Source organism: Arthrobacter sp. G.S.26 (assembly GCF_050847375.1).
In the GTDB taxonomy this organism is placed as follows: Bacteria; Actinomycetota; Actinomycetes; order Actinomycetales; family Micrococcaceae; genus Arthrobacter.
This window is the reverse complement of the sequence record NZ_CP193752.1, coordinates 3,195,184-3,212,601: the sequence shown is the minus strand read 5'-3', so window position 1 is coordinate 3,212,601 and position 17,418 is coordinate 3,195,184. Positions and strand designations below refer to the sequence as shown.

Annotated in this window: 20 protein-coding genes; 13 read left to right on the top strand and 7 right to left on the bottom strand. The window is 66.3% G+C overall.

Annotated elements, in window-relative coordinates:
* Positions 1-34 precede the first annotated feature (34 nt).
* On the top strand, positions 35-268 hold the full coding sequence (locus ACRB8A_RS14770) for a hypothetical protein (RefSeq protein WP_432244966.1): 234 nt from the start codon (positions 35-37) through the stop codon (positions 266-268).
* A gap of 1 nt (position 269) precedes the next feature.
* Here ACRB8A_RS14770 and ACRB8A_RS14765 read toward each other — a convergent pair whose 3' ends face one another.
* Positions 270-1,091, bottom strand: a complete 822-nt coding sequence (locus ACRB8A_RS14765) for a hypothetical protein (RefSeq protein WP_432244965.1) — start codon at positions 1,089-1,091, stop codon at positions 270-272.
* Positions 1,092-1,172: 81 nt separating this feature from the next.
* On the opposite strand from ACRB8A_RS14765, the gene ACRB8A_RS14760 reads away from it, so the two are divergent.
* A complete protein-coding gene (locus tag ACRB8A_RS14760) occupies positions 1,173-1,706 on the top strand; it encodes a GNAT family N-acetyltransferase (protein WP_432244964.1) in 534 nt (177 codons plus the stop codon).
* Here ACRB8A_RS14760 and ACRB8A_RS14755 read toward each other — a convergent pair.
* The 3 genes from ACRB8A_RS14755 to arsB are packed head-to-tail and all read right to left on the bottom strand — an operon-like array spanning position 1,681 to position 4,611.
* Entirely contained in the window at positions 1,681-3,048 is a 1,368-nt protein-coding gene (locus tag ACRB8A_RS14755) for an NAD(P)-binding domain-containing protein (protein WP_432244963.1), read from the bottom strand. The two genes, ACRB8A_RS14760 and ACRB8A_RS14755, sit on opposite strands and share 26 nt — an antisense overlap.
* Positions 3,049-3,063: 15 nt before the next feature.
* Entirely contained in the window at positions 3,064-3,486 is a 423-nt protein-coding gene (locus ACRB8A_RS14750) for an arsenate reductase ArsC (RefSeq protein ID WP_432244962.1), read from the bottom strand.
* Positions 3,487-3,513: 27 nt separating this feature from the next.
* Positions 3,514-4,611 (bottom strand): ACR3 family arsenite efflux transporter, encoded by a 1,098-nt coding sequence (arsB, locus tag ACRB8A_RS14745; RefSeq protein ID WP_432244961.1) that lies wholly within the window; start codon positions 4,609-4,611, stop codon positions 3,514-3,516.
* A gap of 97 nt (positions 4,612-4,708) precedes the next feature.
* Between arsB and ACRB8A_RS14740 the strand changes: the two genes are divergently transcribed.
* A complete protein-coding gene (locus tag ACRB8A_RS14740) occupies positions 4,709-5,059 on the top strand; it encodes an ArsR/SmtB family transcription factor (protein ID WP_432244960.1) in 351 nt (116 codons plus the stop codon).
* A gap of 485 nt (positions 5,060-5,544) precedes the next feature.
* Here ACRB8A_RS14740 and ACRB8A_RS14735 read toward each other — a convergent pair whose 3' ends face one another.
* Complete coding sequence (locus tag ACRB8A_RS14735; protein WP_432244959.1) at positions 5,545-5,862, bottom strand: hypothetical protein; 318 nt, start codon at positions 5,860-5,862, stop codon at positions 5,545-5,547.
* 209 nt (positions 5,863-6,071) lie between these two features.
* On the opposite strand from ACRB8A_RS14735, the gene ACRB8A_RS14730 reads away from it, so the two are divergent.
* Complete coding sequence (locus ACRB8A_RS14730) at positions 6,072-7,310, top strand: integrase catalytic domain-containing protein (protein ID WP_285241673.1); 1,239 nt, start codon at positions 6,072-6,074, stop codon at positions 7,308-7,310.
* Between the two features lie 63 nt (positions 7,311-7,373).
* Here ACRB8A_RS14730 and ACRB8A_RS14725 read toward each other — a convergent pair whose 3' ends face one another.
* Positions 7,374-7,715: a hypothetical protein gene (locus ACRB8A_RS14725; RefSeq protein WP_432244958.1), complete on the bottom strand. Its 342-nt coding sequence runs from the start codon at positions 7,713-7,715 to the stop codon at positions 7,374-7,376.
* 199 nt (positions 7,716-7,914) lie between these two features.
* On the opposite strand from ACRB8A_RS14725, the gene ACRB8A_RS14720 reads away from it, so the two are divergent.
* From ACRB8A_RS14720 to ACRB8A_RS14685, 8 genes are all read left to right on the top strand, one after another.
* Positions 7,915-8,988 carry an Ig-like domain-containing protein gene (locus ACRB8A_RS14720; RefSeq protein WP_432244957.1) on the top strand — a complete coding sequence of 358 codons (1,074 nt, stop codon included), beginning with the start codon at positions 7,915-7,917 and terminating at the stop codon, positions 8,986-8,988.
* A gap of 14 nt (positions 8,989-9,002) precedes the next feature.
* Positions 9,003-10,145, top strand: coding sequence for a serine hydrolase domain-containing protein (locus ACRB8A_RS14715; protein ID WP_432244956.1), 1,143 nt, complete (start codon positions 9,003-9,005; stop codon positions 10,143-10,145).
* 80 nt (positions 10,146-10,225) lie between these two features.
* Positions 10,226-11,443 (top strand): MFS transporter, encoded by a 1,218-nt coding sequence (locus ACRB8A_RS14710; RefSeq protein ID WP_432244955.1) that lies wholly within the window; start codon positions 10,226-10,228, stop codon positions 11,441-11,443.
* 54 nt (positions 11,444-11,497) lie between these two features.
* Positions 11,498-12,220, top strand: a complete 723-nt coding sequence (locus ACRB8A_RS14705) for an esterase/lipase family protein (protein WP_432244954.1) — start codon at positions 11,498-11,500, stop codon at positions 12,218-12,220.
* Between the two features lie 184 nt (positions 12,221-12,404).
* Positions 12,405-12,953: an alternate-type signal peptide domain-containing protein gene (locus ACRB8A_RS14700; RefSeq protein ID WP_432244953.1), complete on the top strand. Its 549-nt coding sequence runs from the start codon at positions 12,405-12,407 to the stop codon at positions 12,951-12,953.
* Positions 12,954-13,023: 70 nt separating this feature from the next.
* Positions 13,024-13,629, top strand: a complete 606-nt coding sequence (locus tag ACRB8A_RS14695; RefSeq protein WP_432244952.1) for a hypothetical protein — start codon at positions 13,024-13,026, stop codon at positions 13,627-13,629.
* Complete coding sequence (locus tag ACRB8A_RS14690; protein ID WP_432244951.1) at positions 13,619-14,245, top strand: signal peptidase I; 627 nt, start codon at positions 13,619-13,621, stop codon at positions 14,243-14,245. Before ACRB8A_RS14695 ends, ACRB8A_RS14690 begins: the two co-directional genes overlap by 11 nt.
* Positions 14,242-14,733, top strand: coding sequence for a hypothetical protein (locus ACRB8A_RS14685; RefSeq protein ID WP_432244950.1), 492 nt, complete (start codon positions 14,242-14,244; stop codon positions 14,731-14,733). The genes ACRB8A_RS14690 and ACRB8A_RS14685 overlap by 4 nt, the downstream gene beginning before the upstream one ends.
* Before the next feature lie 560 nt (positions 14,734-15,293).
* On the opposite strand, the gene ACRB8A_RS14680 is transcribed toward ACRB8A_RS14685, so the two are convergent.
* Positions 15,294-16,205, bottom strand: coding sequence for a phosphatase PAP2 family protein (locus ACRB8A_RS14680; protein WP_050683523.1), 912 nt, complete (start codon positions 16,203-16,205; stop codon positions 15,294-15,296).
* Between the two features lie 120 nt (positions 16,206-16,325).
* Here ACRB8A_RS14680 and ACRB8A_RS14675 point away from each other — a divergent pair, with 120 nt between their 5' ends.
* Positions 16,326-17,369, top strand: a complete 1,044-nt coding sequence (locus tag ACRB8A_RS14675) for an o-succinylbenzoate synthase (protein ID WP_056596799.1) — start codon at positions 16,326-16,328, stop codon at positions 17,367-17,369.
* Positions 17,370-17,418 lie beyond the last annotated feature (49 nt).

Below are 17,418 nucleotides of genomic sequence, written 5' to 3'. Positions count from 1 at the left end.
GTACCCGATGCCGCATCGGTGGGATGCTGTGTTGATGGATATCCGTGTGTGGTGGCCGCTGCTCGACGCAGAAACCCGCGACTGGCTGATTGAACACAACGGCGAGCCGTTGCCGCCGACAGTGGTTGATGGCATCAAAGCCGCTGCGGGCGGCACCACTGATTCCCACAGCTGGGCCAACGAATCACCACACGGCCTCCAGCTTTCTGACGGGGCTGTTGATTGGATCGAAACTGTGGCTAACGGCGAGGATCCGTCTGCCAGCTGAGTTACTGCGGCAGCACCAGCAGGTAGCCTGCCGGAAGCTCGCTGCTCCAGCGCCGCGGCTCGCGGACCACAAACTGGGCGGCCAACTCATCGGGGGTCAGCAGGCTGTTCGGGGCGGGCGACGGGCCCCACTGTCCACTGCCGTAGGGATACAGCGGGTCCACCACGCGGATGCCGGTCACCGGGAAATCTGCGAACTGTTGCGGATCGCCAACGGATTCGAACCCGCTCATCACCCAGGCGTGCCGGCCGCTCCACATCACCAGTCCCACTGGCCTGCCGGTCCCGGCGATGGCCCGCGCGGCCGTCCGCAGCGTCTCGCCATAGTCAGCGATGCTGACCACGGTGTACGGCCCCATGCCGCTTTCGGTGAGCACCTGGGCCCAGCCGAACGGGTTGGCGCCGTTGTAGGCATTGGTTGACTTTGCCCGGGCCTGCTCCCACAACGCGCTTTGCTGGGCACGGTCGTTCCACGTGCCGCCGCCGGTGTCGTCAATCAGGTTGTGCGCCATCTGGATGCTCGCGGCCACGCACCAATCGAAGGTGTACTGCGGCACAAAGTCGCCTTCCTGGTACAGGTTGAGGGCAAATGGCTGGGGGACCGGCGGCGGGGGAGCCGGCGTTGTGCCTGGCAGCGGCTCCGGGGCGGCCGTAGGCGCGGGGGTAGGGACGACGGCGGTTTCCCCCGCGGCTGCAGCGGCGGCGGATGGTGACGGAGCCTGGGCGGTGCTGGGCGCTGTGGTGCCGGTCGCGGGCGTGCAGGCCGCGAGCAGGGTTGCCAAGGCAAAAAGCCCAGCGAAAAGACGGGAACGGGCGCCGGTCATGATGGCCCCATTCTATAGCGGGCCGGCCGCATCGGGGCGGGTGGAAGCCTTGATGCTCCCGGATCGGGCACCATGGAGACCATGACCGTCGAACTGCGCCCGTGGACCACCGATGACGCACCGGCCCTGGTGACTGCCGTTGCCGGCAGTCCGGAACTGGCGGTCCAGTTGGGCGGCGCCGGTCCCGCCACCGTGGGACAGGCCCGGGACATCATCTTGGCCCAGCTTCCGTTCAACGATTCCCGTCGCAACTGGGCCATCACCGTCCACAACACCGTGGTGGGAAACGTGGGCCTCTCAGCGATCGAACGCCGCCACGGCACCGCCTGGGCATATTACTGGCTGGCCGGTCCGGCCCGCGGTCACGGGTACGCGGCACGGGCGTTGGCCACGATGGCAGGCTGGGCGTTCGACGACGGCCTGTTCCGGCTGGAACTGGGCCACCGCACCAACAACCCGGCGTCCTGCCGGGTGGCTGCCCGCGCCGGGTTCCTCGCCGAGGGTATCGAACGCGGCAAACTGCTGTACGGATCCGAACGATACGACGTGGAAACCCACGCCCGGCTGCGCACCGACCCGGAACCGGATATTAAGCCGATATCGATGGCTTCCTGACCTGCCGGAAGCTCGGCCTGGCCGGTTCCGGCGCGGCGCAGCAGCCCGGTTCGGGCTCCTGCGATCCTGTGGCGACTGCGGGGGGAACGTCGCAGCTGGTGCCGGCGTCTGCGGAGCATACCCCGGTTTCGGGCAGTTCAAGGTGGACGGTGTCCGCCGATTCCTGGTCACCGGCGAGGGCTGCGGCGACGGAGCGGACCTGCTCGTAGCCGGTAGCGAGCAGGAAGGTCGGTGCCCGGCCGTAGGACTTCATCCCGACAATGTAGAAGTCCTTTTCGGGGTGGGCCAGAACCTTCGCGCCGTGTGCTGGGACGGTGCCGCAGGAGTGGAGTTCAGGGTCGATCAGCGGGCCGAGTTCGGTAGGGGCTTCAACAGCGGGGTCCAGGTCCAGGCGCAGTTCGCGCAGGATCTCCAAATCGGGGCGGAAGCCGGTGCAGGGGACGATGACGTCGGCTTCGATGGTGCGACCGTCCACGGCTTCGACCTCCACGTGTGAGTCGAGGTTCTTCAGGGCCGCGATGCCGAATCCAGTGTGCAGTTCGATGATGCCGGCTTCGACGAGGCGGCGGAGGCGGGAGCCGAGTTGGCCACGTGCTGGCAGCCCGTCTGCCTCGCCGCCGCCGTAGACCTTTTCGGCCGACGCGCCACGGACGGCCCAGAGGATGCGGGTGCCGGCTTCGTCTTTTGCGAGGGCGGTAAGGTTGATCAGGGTGTTTGCTGCCGAGTGGCCGGACCCGACGACCACAACGCGGCGGCCGGCGAAGGCCGAGCGGTCGCGGTCAACAACGTCGGGCAGGGGAGATGAGATCCGGTTCCCTGCGGTGGTCTCGCCGATGGCCGGCAGGCCGGAGGTGCCGACAGGGTTGCGGGTGGACCAGGTGCCGGAGGCGTCGATGACGGCAGCCACGGTGTGGTCCCGTGTTTCGCCGCCGTGGTGTTCGACCCGGACAACGAAGGCCGTGGTGTCGCGGTCCCGGACATGGGTTTTGGCCATACCCTGCCGGGTCACCGCGATGACCCGGGCGCCGGTCTGAAGCCGGGAAGCGATCTGCGGGGTGGCGGCAAACGGGATGAGGTAGTTATCGATGAGTTCCCCGCCGTTGGGCAGGGCGGTGAGGCGGGGAGACTCCCAGCCAGTGGCTTTTAGGACCCGGACGGCTGCGTCGTCCAGGTTGAACCGCCAGGGGGAGAACAGGCGGATGTGTCGCCATTGCTCAATGGCTGCGCCCGCCGTACGGCCAGCTTCGAAGATGACCGGTTCGAGTCCCCGTTCGAGCAGATGGGCGGCAGCAGCCAGACCAATGGGTCCGGCGCCGATGACCGCGATGGGAAAGGTCTTCACTGGATCGTGGGTGGTTTACTTGGCGGCCGGGACGAGCGAGGCGATCAGGCCCTCGATGCGGGTCCTGATCTCATCACGGATGGGGCGGACGGCGGCCACGCCCTGACCGGCAGGGTCCTCAAGGACCCAGTCCTCGTAGCGTTTGCCGGGGAAGTAGGGGCATTCGTCCCCGCAGCCCATGGTGATCACAACGTCGGATTCCTTGACGGCCTCGGTGGTGAGGATCTTGGGGATTTCAGCGGACATGTCGATGCCGAGCTCGGCCATGGCTTCCACGGCGGCCGGGTTGACCTTCTCGGCGGGCTGGGAGCCGGCTGAGCGGACTTCGATCTCACCCTTGCCAAGAGTGGTCAGGAACGCGGCGGCCATTTGGGAACGTCCGGCGTTGTGGACACAGACGAACAGGACGAAAGGCTTCTTGATGGGTTCGGTGCTCATGGCGTTCTCCAAGTGACGTCGCGGGGGCTAGAGGGCAGCGGGTTCGGCGGGGAAGAAGCGTTTGCGGGCCCACAGGGCCGCGTAGACGAGGGCGACCAGGACGGGCACCTCGATCAGGGGACCGACAACCCCGGCGAGAGCCTGGCCGGAAGTGACCCCAAAGGTGCCGATGGCCACGGCGATGGCCAGTTCGAAGTTGTTGCCCGCTGCGGTGAATGCCAGGGTTGTGGTCTTGGCGTACCCGAGGTTGAGCACCCGGCCCAGGACCATTCCCGCGCCGAAGACAACCAGGAAGTAGACCAGCAGGGGCACGGCGATGCGGACCACGTCCAGGGGGCGGGACGTGATGGTGCCGCCCTGCAGGGCGAACAGGAGCGTGATGGTGAAGAGCAGCCCGTAGAGTGCCCAGGGTCCGAGCTTGGGCAGGAACCTGTTCTCGTACCAGTCTCTGCCTTTGGCCTTTTCGCCGACGGTGCGGGTCAGGAAGCCGGCCAGCAGCGGGATCCCCAGGAAGATCAGCACCGATGCTGTGATGGCCCAGAAGGAGAAGTCGGCGCTGGTGGTCGGCAGACCCAGCAGCGCCGGGAGCCACTGGAGGTAAAACCAGCCCAGGGCACCAAAGGCGACAACCTGGAAGACAGAGTTGATGAACACCAGAACGGCCGCGGATTCGCGGTCACCGCAGGCCAGGTCGTTCCAGATCATCACCATGGCGATGCAACGGGCCAGGCCCACGATGATGAGTCCCGTGCGGTACTCGGGCAGGTCCGGGATGAAGATCCACGCCAGGGCGAACATAAACGCCGGGGCCAGGAGCCAGTTGATGACCAGGGACGTGATCATCAGCTTCCGGTCAGCCAAAACGCGGTGCGCCTGGTCGTAGCGGACCTTCGCCAGCACCGGATACATCATCACCAGCAGCCCCACGGCGATAGGCAGGGACACCTCGCCGACCTTCACTGCCTCCAACGCCGTATTCAAGCCGGGGACCAAGTTGCCCAGCAGCAAGCCAAGGGCCATCGCGGCGATGATCCACACCGGCAGGAAACGGTCCAGAGCGGACAGTTTGCCAACGACGGCGGCCTCGTCATGGCGGGGTGGCAGTGTATTGGTCCGGATACTCACGGGTCTCCTGTGCAGTTCAGCAATAAATTGATGAAGATCAATACAGGAGTATCACCATCTATATCGATGATTGTCAATCACATGCATAATGGGACACATGAACTCCCTGCAAGCTCTTGAGCCCGCCGTCGACGCCTCATGCTGTGTCCCCTCCGAAAGGCCGGCACTGAACGCTGAAGAAGCGCAGCAGAAAGCTCTCGTCTTCAAGGCCCTGGCCGACCCGAACAGGCTGCGGCTGCTCTCCATTGTCAAAGCAGGCGAGTCAGGTGGGTCCTGCGTCTGCGACCTCACCGAACCGCTCGACCTTGGCCAACCGACCGTTTCCCACCATTTGAAGATCCTGGTCGAGGCCGGTCTGTTGCATCGCGAAAAGCGCGGCACCTGGGCCTATTACTCACTGATCCCAGGGGCGTTGGACGACGTCGCCGGCATACTGGCCACTCTGTGACTGTGGTGAGCGTTCGCTGCATGACGCGGGCTGACTGGCCGGCCGTCCAGCGGATTTAACAGCTGCTAACACCCGGGGCCTCGGCGTCGGCAAGATCCTCCCGCACGCCCTCATCGGCTCCACCGAGAGCACCGGAATTTGGACCATCCAAGCCAGCGTATTCCCCGAAAACCACACCAGCCTCCGTCTGCACGAAACAGCGGGGTTCACAATCGTCGGACGCAGAAGCCGCATCGCACTGATGCCACCCGGCCCACACGCGGGACTATGGCGCGACACAGTACTCATCGAACGCCGCTCCTTGGCGATCTGACCACAGCCGGATTCGGTCATCGGTCCGGGCAAAGAGGGTTTCCATGACCCCGGTGCGGCTACCCGTGTATTCAGGTACGGCCGCACTCGCGGGTGATGGAAGCTTTGAAAAATGAAGGTGGTGTGGATCCCTGGGGCCCGAAGGGCGGGCGCTGGGGGATTCCTTGCCCTGGCTACGCGGCCAGGGCGCCCGGATGGTACTGGTGCATCGGGACCAGGACGCTGATGGTGCAGTCGGACTGCTGCGGATCCACCCGGACGGGCAGATGGTGCTGCTGCGACGATGCCTGCAGCATCTCCAGGGCTTCCCGGTCCACACTTGCGTGGGAAACGTCGAGTTCCAGCTGGAGGTTCTGCTTCAGTGCGTTGGCCCGCTTGGCCACCACGTAGATTGCGTTGACGCTGTGGACGGTGACATGGCCTTTGGCGATCACCTGGGCACGGGCGCGGTCCAGATCCACCCGCACCACAATGTTGAGCTTCGAATTCAAAAAAACGGCCTTCCCCTGCCAAAGCTGCGACGCTGCAGCTTTGTGCTTTGGCCTCCTGCATAAGCCTCTACAAGGTTAGGTGGGAAATGTGATCTGCGCAACACCGCGCATTGACTCATAGGAAAGGTCCGTGGAGCGGGATACGTTGCCTCACCTGAAAAGGTCCGGGAATGCCGTGGTGCGGACATCCTTGAGGGATGGGTTTGACGATGAGCCAGCGCAAGGCGGTCACGTTAGTCAAGGCGCGGGCTTATGTCCGGGCGAACCGTGCCGGGAAGGTGCGGATCCTGGATGAGTTGGTGGAGCTGACGGGCTGGAACCGTGATTATGCGCGGAGGGCGTTGCGGCAGGCGCTGGAACTGCGGCCGGTCCGTGCCCGTCCGCCCCGTGCCCCGGTGTACGGGCCGAAAGTTATCGACGCGCTCGTGGTGTGCTGGGCGGTGCTCAGGGCGCCGGCGGGCAAGCGGCTGGCGCCGATGTTGCCGGTGCTGGTGCCGTTGCTGCGGCGGGACGGGGAGTTGGCCTTGACGGATGAGGATGCGGGGCTGCTGATGCGGATGAGTGCGGCCACGATCGACCGGCGGCTGGTGCCGGAGCGGGCGAAGCTGGTGCTGCGGGGACGGTCCCATACCAAGCCTGGGTCGTTGTTGAAGTCCCAGATCCCGGTCCGGACCTGGGCGGACTGGGATGATGCGGTGCCCGGGTTCGTGGAAATCGATCTGGTCGGCCACGAAGGAGGCGTCGCGTCCGGGGAGTTCTGTTTCACCCTGACAGTTACTGATATCGCCACGGGGTGGACGGTCAACAGGTCGGTGCCGAACAAGGCCCAGAAGTGGGTGCTTATGGCGCTGGAGTACGCGCTGGCCCGGTTTCCGTTCCCGGTCGTGGGGATTGATTCGGATAACGGATCCGAGTTCATCAATGACCATCTGCTCGCTTACTGCCACGCCCACCAGATCACGTTCACCCGGTCCCGGCCGGGGAACAAGAACGACGGGGCCCACGTAGAACAGAAGAACTGGGCCAGAGTCCGTGAACTTGTCGGCTACTACCGGTATGACACGACTGCGGAACTGGAGAAACTCAACGCCATCTGGGAACTGGATGCGCTCTTCACGAACTATCTGCTGCCACAGCAGAAGCTCATCTCAAAGGAACGCCACGGCGCAAGGGTGGTCAAGAAGCACGACGCCGCACTCACCCCGCATCAGCGCGCAGGCAGGGACCCGGGCATCCGTAAACGTCCCGTGATTGCCATGAACGCCCAGTTCAAACGCCTCAAACCCGCAACCTTGTCGCGGCAGATCCTGGCCCTGACCGGTCAGCTCGAGACCCTGACCCAAGCCAAAGCCGCACCCCGGGACTACAAGATCAACACCTGGTTCAACCCCTCACTGAACCGGACCATTTCACATGAGGCAACGACTCACCGTTCCCGGACCTATTGACATGAGGCAACAGGCACCGGATTTCCGGCCAACTTTCCGGGGCTGCCCGGTGCCGGGACCGGATCAGATGGTTTGCGGCAACCGGCCGGTTAAGGCAGCCACGGGAACGGCGGACCAGCGCCCGCTCTCCGGCTCGTAGGCAATCACCGTGGCCGACCCCGCACCCCGCGCCTCGTCGATGGCCAGAAGCAGGGCATCCTCAAGGTGCCGCGCGTATTCCAGCCGCCGGTCCGGGGAACCCGGCAGGTCGCCGTCGTCAATCACCACGTGACCCTTCCCGTCCACGACGACCTTCAAGGAGTAGCCCCGGTCCTCGTGCAGCGAGCCGCGGGTGGACGAGATTTCGGTGACCCGGTCCGCCCGGACCAGTCCGTTTCCCAGCGTACGGATCCACACGTCACCCATGAATTTCCTCCTTCGGCGGTGGGCGCGGAGCAGCGCCCCATATGCCGAACGCTACTCCTCCGGGAGTCTTTTGTGACCCCTCCCGCAGCCCCCTTATGTTCGTCCGCCGGAACAGGTAAAGTTCCCGGCAGGCCGCCCAAAAGGGCCGCCGCCGGGGTTTTGGGGGGCTTCCAGCAACATCCTTGTTGGGGAGTCGGGCATGCACGCTACACAGCAATCCACTACGGCCACTAAAGTACGCCGGCGGCTGGCCGGTTTGGCGGCTGCGCTCGCCGCCCTAATGACCCTGGGACTGATCGTTGCGGCTCCCTCGGGCGCCCTCACGGCCGCTGATTCACGGGCACCGGTGACCATCAACGCCTTCCTGGACGAGCCCAGCTGGGCCTATCTGGACCGGCCCTCGCTGGTGCAGATATCCCTGGTGGTGCCCGCCGGCACGCCCCGGATGCCCACCGGCACGCTCAAAGTCACTGCCCACGAACCGGGAGCCGTCCCATCAGTGGTAACGGTGACGGGAGATGAGGGGAACTTCTACATTTCCATCCAACCCACCCAAATTGGCACCCGGTACTACACCGTTTCCTATTCCGGCGATGCGTTCTTCAAGCCGACTGCCCTGCGCGCCTCCTACGTTGCCCTGACCGGCCCCGAAATCCGCACGGCCCTGCAGTCCGCCACGGCCGGCCCCGTATTGGTCAGCCAGCCGGTCAAACTCACCGCAACCGTGCGGGCTGCCAACTGGACCCGGATGAACGGCACCCCTGACGGTCCCATCATGTTTTACGCCGACGGCGTTGCGGTGGGGGAGGGGATTGCCGTGGCGGGTTCCAGCGGCTGGAGCGCCACCCTGTCCCTGGACTCTCTGGCGGTGGGCCGGCACAGGATCACTGCCAACCTTGAATCGGTGATCCACTACTTCGGGCCCGCGTCCGCCCCCGTCTACATTGAGGTCAAAGCTCCCGCTGCAGGCCTGCCCATCACCGGCAGGCATACCGTCATGCAGGACGGACCGGGTGGCTCCTGGGCACACTCGGCCGTGACGGTGCGCGCAGCCCGGACTGGGGAGCCTGCCCCCGCCGGTTATGTGCAGTTCTACGTGGACGGGAGCGCACCCGGACTGCCCGTGAAGCTGGTTGCCGGTAAGGCGGCCTGCGACTATGTGCCGCTCGGAGCCGGCACCCACCGGATCCGGGCCGTGTACTTGGGTGACACCCGCCACCGCCCGGCCGAGCTGCCCGTCCGCACCGTAACGGTCACGGGGCCGGCGAGCTGAGGCGGGGGCGCTCCATGCGGCCGGAACCCCGGCAGTCCAAGTATCTGCGCATCGTTGCCGCTGCCGTTCTCCTGGTTGGACTGGCGGGTTGCACCGGTGCCCCCGATCCGCCGGACCAGCGGACTCCCACGGCCCCGGCCTTCGTTGGAATCCTGCAGCGATACAGCGCTGACCTTCTCACGACGGGAGCCACCGCCGTCATTATCGACATGAAGTCCCGCGTGGGGCACTGGTCCTCTGCTGCCGGTGTCCAGGACCTTGACACCATGGACCCCGCCCAGCTGACCGATCAGTCACAGGTGGGTGACATCACCACGGCCATGGTGGCGGTGTCTGTGCTGAAGCTGGTGGAAGAGGGAAAGATCCAGCTGGATGATCCCGTCCAGCAGTACCTGCCCGGGCTGGAAGGCATCGTCAAGCCGCCGGGTCCCATCACCATCCGCAGCCTGCTCAGCCACCGGTCCGGAATGCCCGACTACTGGGTGTCGCCCGTTCACATAGGCATGGGTCCGTTCACCCACGAGGAACGGGTGGGTTTTGTCGCCGGCATGCCATGGACCGGCGGGTCCGGGAGCCTGTACAGCTACTCCGCCACCAACTATTCGGTGTTGGCGCTCCTGGTGGAGAAGCTGCGGGGCCGGAGCATTGGTGTTGTCATCCGGGAAGACAGCGTGGCGCCGCTGAACCTGCAGCACACGCTTATGACCGGGGATGCGCCCGGACCCCAGCGGATGCTCCACGGCTATACCCGGACGGCGGCCGGGGACTTGGAAGACAATGCGTTGGCTCCGTTCCACCTGGGCTCGCCGGATACCGGGATGATCTCCACGGTGGGCGACCTCAACACCTACTTCGCAGCGCTGCAGGACGGATCGCTGCTGGCGCCCGGAAGTGTGGCTGAGATGCATCATCCCAAGTACCAGGAGTTTGGCCTTGGCCTGGTCCGGAAGTACGACGCCTGTTCCAAAAACGACTACTTTGGCCACGTCGGAGTTGTCCGCGGCTATGCAGCGCTGGCGCTGATCAGCGCTGACGGGTCACGCCAGCTGGCCATGATCGTGGCCCGGGCCCCGCGGCAGGACCCCGTGGGATTCGATGATCCTGAGTCCCTGGAGATGGCGGAGGCGGCGCTGGCGGCGCTCAATTCGGCCTGCTGACGGGGCCGCGAAGGAGGGCCCAGGACAGGTCGCTGTCGCCCGGTCACGGACGCCGCCCGGGCCGCCATAGGATCATTCTGATGACAGCTCTGGAAAACCCCCAACCGTTCAGCCTGCGCGGCATTGCCGTGGCGGCCTTTGGTCCCACGCTGCTCTACGGAATAGGCACCGGCGCCATCCTTCCCGTGGTGGCCCTCACGGCCCGCGACCTGGGCGCCTCCGTCGCGGTGGCGGCGCTGATCGTCACCGTAATCGGCCTGGGATCATGGTTCTTCAACCTCCCGGCCTCGCTGGTAACCCTCAAATACGGTGAACGCTGGTCCATTGTGGGCGCCTCGGTGGCCTCCGCGCTGGCGCTGGCGGCAGCGGGGCTGACTCCCGTGGTCCAGAACGGGCTGTGGCTGCTGGCAGCGGCGATGGCCGTCGTCGGCATGTCCGGCAGCGTGTTTGGGCTGGCCCGCCAGAAGTACCTTACCGAGGCCGTGCCGGTGGAATTCCGGGCCAGGGCCCTGTCAACGCTTGGCGGCGTGAACCGGATCGGCGTTTTCATTGGCCCTTTCCTGGGCGCCCTCGCCATGCAGTTCGGCGGGATGAGCGCTGCCTACTGGGTGGGCGTGGTGGCGCTGGTGGCCGCAGCGCTGCTGTCCCTCACTATTCCGGACCTCGCCGCCGTGGAAAGCACCAAAGGCGCAGACGCCGGCCCGCAGCCCACACTCCGCAGTGTGGCCGTCTCCCACGCGGGCGTGCTGCTGAGCCTGGGCGTGGGCATCCTGCTGCTGAGCGCCCTCCGCTCCTCCCGGCAGGTGGTGATCCCGCTGTGGGCGGACCACCTGGGCATGGACGCCACATCCGCCTCCCTGATCTACGGGCTGTCCGGGGCCATTGACATGCTGGTGTTTTACCCAGCCGGCAAGCTGATGGACCGGAAAGGCCGGCAATGGGTGGCCATTCCCTCCACCCTGATCATGGGTATTGCCTTGCTCCTGATCCCGCTCACCGGATCATTTGTGGGGCTGCTGCTGGCGGCGCTGCTGATCGGCTTCGGCAACGGCATCAGCTCCGGGCTGGTGATGACCCTGGGCGCTGACTTCTCGCCTGACCGGGGCCGGGGCCAGTTCCTGGGGCTGTGGCGTTTTATGGCGGATGCCGGCAGCACCGGCGGCCCGGTCCTGCTCTCCGGGGTGACGGCGCTGGCTTCCCTGGGCGCGGGGATCTCAGCCACCGGCGTCCTGGGCTTTGCTGCGGCGGCCGTGTTCGCCGTCGTGATTCCCCGGCTGCGGCACCGGCGCAATTACTGACGGTTTGGGCGCGCGTTTGGTGGGTAGCCCGGCCCGCGGCGCTATCCTCGACAGATGAGGACACCGGGCCCCGGCCGCCGTATCAGCCCGCTGCACAAAGCCGCGTGGTGGCTGCAGGACTACGCCTACGCCGCCAGCTGGCAAGTGCGCGGTTTTTTGTCGCGCGTCCAGCCGGGCTCGTTCCATCAGGGACACCGCAACCCCGTGGTCATCATTCCCGGGGTCTACGAAAACTGGCAGTTTATGCTGCCGCTGATCCAAGCCATCCACGACGCCGGCCATCCCGTCCACGTGGTCACTGTCCTGCAGCGCAACCAGCTTGAAGTACCGGAGGCCGCCCGGCTGGTGGCGCAGCACCTCGAGGAGGCAGGACTGCGCGACGCCGCGCTGGTGGCCCACAGCAAGGGCGGGCTGATCGGCAAATACGCCATGCTGTCGCTGGACCCCGAGCACCGCATCCAGCGCATGGTGGCCGTGTGCACACCGTTTTCCGGTTCAAGCTATGCCCGGTACATGCTGCTGCCCAGCCTGCGGATCTTCTCGCCCCGCAACGCCGTGACGCTGCAGCTGGCCCGCGAGGAAGCCATCAACAGCCGGATCACCTCCCTGTACGGGCCGTTCGACCCCCACATTCCAGAAGGCAGCGTGCTTCCCGGCGCCACCAACATCGAGCTGCCGGTGGCCGGGCATTTCCGGATCCTGGGGGATCCCGGGACGGCGCGGATCATCGTTGAACAGCTGGATCTGCCTGCCGGGCCGGCGGCCACCGGGGCATAGCCGGCCCCGCAGGATTGCGGCTTGAATCCTTTCATTCCTTGCTGACCTGCAGCTTTGATCTTTCGCAAATCTTGAGAAACCCTTTCAGCAACCCTGACGGTATCCCCTCCCTGTTCCTGATTTTCCTTGTGCAAAGTAGTCATCAGCAAGACAACAACCACACAAAAACTTTCAAGGGGTCATCATGAAGAACAGCACGCTGATCAAGGGAACCGCAGCCATCGCCGTAGGCGCCGCACTGTTGCTGGGCGGCGGCGGCACCCTGGCCGCTTGGAACGCGGAAGCCACCGCAGCGCCGGGCACCATCGTTGCCGGCGATCTGAACGTGGTCAAGACCGCTGCCGGTGTCTGGAAGGACCGCGCCGGAACCACCATCAACAACATCGGCTCCTACAAGGCGGTTCCCGGTGACAAGCTCACCTTCACGCAGGAAGTTGATGTCACCCTCACCGGCGACAAGATGGCTGCCAGCATCGTGGCCGAGGGCGTGGGCGCTTCCAACGGCTTCAACCCGGCCAGCGTTTCCGTCTCAGCCCCGGCCCTCTCCGTGGGCGGCGTGGCCGTGACCAACAACCTGGGCCCCAACGCCGCCGTCCAGAAGGTCACCGCCACCATCACCTTCGAATTCCTCTCCACCACCACCGGCCGCACCGATGTGACCAAGTCCTACGACTTCGGCAACGTAAAGTTCACCCTGCAGCAGGTTGTTGCAGGCCAGGCCGGCCTGCTCTAGCCAGGCGCGGCGGGCGGACCATCCGCCGCCCGCCACCTGCCCGGACTGAGGATCAGCAACAGGAGGACGCATGCGCATCAGGCGCACACTGCAGGCGGCAGCCCTCATCGCCGCAGCGGTCTTCCTGGGCCTCCTCACCGTCCAGGGCACCTACGCCCTCTGGAACGCCAGCGCACTCACCGCACCGGGCACCGTATCCGCAGCATCCTTCGACGTGGCCATGACCTCCACCCTGGCAGGGCAGGCCACCAGCACCATGACGGTGGCAGATAAACCGGCCAACCTGAACCTGGGCCCGACGGCGGCACTCCAGCCGGGCGACAGCGTCCAGGCCGGTGTGGTGGTCACCAACAACTCCAATGCGTCCGGGGCCTTCAGCACCGCATTCACCGTGGGCCAGCCCATTGTGGCCAATGTTTCCGGTGGGAGCCTGGCCCAGTACCTCACGGTCACGGCAAAAACCACGGCCACGGCCGCGCAGTGCAACGACACCAGCGGCTACGGCACCATCGCACCGGCCGGCCTCACTTCGCCTGTTGTTTCCAAGGGTGGGGCCACCGTTTTTTGCTTCCGTGTCAGCCTCAGCTCCTCAGCCTTGTCATCCGTGAAAGGAAACGCTGTGAACATCACGCTTCCCGTGACCGCCCGCCAGTGCGGGGTGTCCGGTGTCTGCTGACCTGACCGCGGCGACACCCACCGCTGACGAAACCGCCGCTGGCCCGGCCAAAGTGGAAGGTGACGCCAAAAGCGGCGGCGCCTGGGCCGCCGTCGGCCGGATCCTGAGCATGGCCGCCATGCTGGTGGCGATGTTCGCCGCCACCGTACTGATCATTTTGCCCTTCGCTACCGGGTCGCAGACGTACACGGTGCTGACCAAGTCGATGGCACCCAAGTTCCCGCCCGGCACGTTTATGGTGATGAAGCCGGTGGCGTTCGATGCGCTGCAGTACGGCGACGTTGTCACGTTCCAGCTGTATTCCGGCCGGCCCGATGTGGAAACGCACCGGATCGTCGGGTTTGGCGCCACGCAGGAAGGCGAAAAGACGCTCATCACACGGGGCGACAACAACGGGGCCAACGATCCCGAGCCGGTCCGCGCCATCCAGGTGAAGGGCAAGCTGTTCTACGCCGTTCCCTATGTCGGCTTCGCTGCCAACGCCCTGGGCAACGCCGACCGCGACACCTGGACCACTGTGGCAGCTGCCGGCCTGATCGGCTACGGCTCCATCCTGGTGTTCAAGTCTGTCCGGAAGTCCCGCAAGTCCCGGTCCGACGTGGCGGCTGGGTCATGAGCATGAAGCGGCTGCGCAGCCTGCCCGGAGCGGCACTGGCCGTTGGGGCGTTTGTCCTCACAGTGTTGCTGGGGGCGGGCGGCGCTCCGGCGTTGGCGTGGTGGGACCAAAATGGCTCGGTCAGCATGACCGTTACCGCCTCGAATACCTGGCCCGGGCCAACCGTGACGCTCGGCTGCGCCGCGGACGGGAACGGCGATAAGGCCGTCAAGGTGAGCTATACGCTTTCCGGTGCGGCTCAGTCGCTGCAGATCGTTGCGGTGAAGGCCGACGGGACCAATGGCCCCTCCTACCTGGGCCCGGTCACTCCCGGTGCATCCGGCAGTGTCTCGATCAGCGGCGGCGCTGCATTTGTTGCGACAAACCGGGTGGGCAATGTGCTGACACTTCGCGTGATTGCCACCTTCGCGAATCAGCCCCAGGTTACGGCTGACATTGTGCTGACCGTTGAACCGGGCAACAGCAGTGGAAAGATCCACTGCCCTTAGCCCGCTTACCACCGCCTGACTGCTTCACTGTTCCGCCGCCAGCCCGGCGGCAGCAGGCGCCGCTGTGCCCCCACACAGCGGCGCCGGCTGCTGCCGGGCTTGCGGCGTTTTAGGTGCATTGGTGAAACGTTGCTGCCGGGTGTCGCCAGCCAGGCCGCACCTGCAAAGGGCCCGCCTGTCCCAGGGCATAAAAAAAGCCGGCGGGATGCGCCGGCTTGAGCTGTGGTGGGGTCAGTGCGGCACTATGTTGGGAGCCGCCGTCGTGCGTCCTGAATTCCCAAAATTAGAAGTCCCGGCGCCGCCATATGGGGGGCAAAGGCGGCGCCGGGACGCTGGGGTAAGGCTGCAGGACCAGCCTCTGCCAAGCCGATTTTGGTTATCCCGGCGGCCCCCACTTCTGGAGGCCGCCAGGGTCCTGATGGCTGCACCATCTGTATCGGCCTGACAGGTATAACTATCCTCCGGGTGGCTCAAAATGCCTGCCGGAAATGAGTCAAGTTTCCCTCAAGCTTGCTGGCCCGGCCCCGGGTGCCAGGCTTCCGCCACGGGCGGGCAGGGAGCTAACGCGCCGGTACCGGCGCGGTCCGGCGCCGTGCGGCGAAGGCGAACAGGGAGGTCATGGCTACGGTCGCGAGGTAGCCGGCAATAACAATCAGGGCGATGCCGGCCCAGAAATAGTGTGTGGTGCTGACTTGCTGCCACGGACCGGGGGCGATCCGGACCAGCGAGTACACGGCCACCGCCGCCCAGGCCAGCCCGATCAGCACCGGCAGGGTCAACCAGATCCTGGCCGAGCCGAGGTGCCCGCCAAACCCGTCCCACGAATTCCACGAGCCGCGGCGAATGATCAGCCAGCCGGCGGGGATCATAAACGCGCCCACCAGGAGGAACGCGGCCACCACGTCCGCAGGCCGGTGCCACTGGTTGATCAGCGTTGACGCCCCGGACGCGATGGCAAACGTACCGCCCACAAAACCGGCCAGGGGCCGCCATTTGGGGGAGGACATCAGGAACAGCGCCGCTGCGGCGGAAGCGGCCAGGGTGGTGTGCCCCGACGGCAGCGAATTCAGTTCGAGCGTGACCACGCCCTTGTCCGGGCGGACCGGCAGGAATTCCTTCAGGATCTGGGTGGCCGCGTTCGCGCCGATGCAGGCCGCCACCGCAATGCCCGCCTCGGTCCAGCGCCGCCGGATCACCGTGACAAACAGGACCACCACAGCCGAGGCCACCAGGGAGATGGCAGGCAGCAGGTCCAGGAACCGGGTGCTGGCCTGGCCGGCCTGGCCGCTGATGTCCGCGGCTTCCACCAGGGCGGACTCGTCGATGAACTGTCCGGTGGTGGTGCGGACAAAGAAGTAGTAGGTGGCGATCAGGCCGGCGATGCACCCGAGGGTCGCCAGGACGAAGAGCAGGCCCGATCCCGGAGCGGGTCGGGCTGCAGTCCTGGAACGTGCGGGGTGTGAGACGGCCATGGCTTAAGGGTGGCACAGAAATCTGGGAGGCGGCTCTACTGTGCCGGCCAGGGCCGCCGCCGGCTTGGGGCGCCAAGGCTGCAGTCTTGTGGGCCGTTGCCGCGCCGGTACAGTGAACGCATGCCTGCTGACGCCGCCCAGCCGTTATTGCCGCCTCTGGAGGAGCTCCTGGCCGGGGCGAAGGTGGTGAGCCTGCCCATGCGCGTCCGGTTCCGCGGGATCATGGAGCGTGAGACCCTTCTGGTGCAGGGGCCCGCCGGCTGGGGGGAGTTCTGCCCGTTCCCGGAGTACGGCGATGCGGAGGCTTCCCGCTGGCTCGCAGCAACCATTGAGGCCGCCTGGCACGGCTTTCCGGCACCCCTGCGCGGACGGATCCCCGTCAACGCCACGGTGCCGGCCGTTTCCGCTGACCGGGTGCCGGAGGTGCTGGCACGGTTCGGCCGCGTGGACGCGGTAAAGGTCAAGGTGGCTGAGAAAGGCCAGACCCTGGCCGACGACGCCGCGCGCCTGGACGCCGTCCGCGCTGCCCTGCCGGACGCCGCGATCCGGGTGGACGCGAACGGGGGCTGGGACGTGCCTGCCGCGGTGGCGGCACTCACCCGGCTCGCCGCCGTCGGACTTGAATACGCCGAGCAGCCCGTGCCCACCATCGAGGGGCTGGCCGAGGTCCGGACCCGGTTGTCCGCTGCGGGCACCCCGGTCCTGGTGGCCGCCGATGAGAGCGTACGGAAGGAAGAGGACCCGCTGAAGGTGGCCCGGGCCGGCGCCGCCGACCTGATTGTGGTCAAGGTGGCGCCGCTGGGCGGGGTCCGCAGGGCCCTGGACCTGGTGGCGCAGGCCGGACTGCCGGCAGTGGTCAGCTCCGCCCTGGACACCTCGGTGGGCATCCGGGCCGGCCTGGCCCTCGCCGCTGCGCTCCCGGACCTTCCCTACGCCTGCGGGCTGGGGACGGTGTCATTGTTCGAATCCGACATCACCCTTGACCCACTGGTGGCCGACGACGGCGCCATCACCCTCCGCGACGCCACCGCGGACGCCGGGCTGCTGGAGCGGTATGCGGCAGCGCCCCACCGCACCGAATGGTGGCTGGCCCGCCTGCGCCGGGTCCACGCAGTCCTGGCCGGCCAGGACACCGCCCGGCGCCTGCACGCCACGGGCGGTTAACCTCGACTTCACCTGCCCGACGGATGTCCGTAGGAACCGGCTGGCAGGG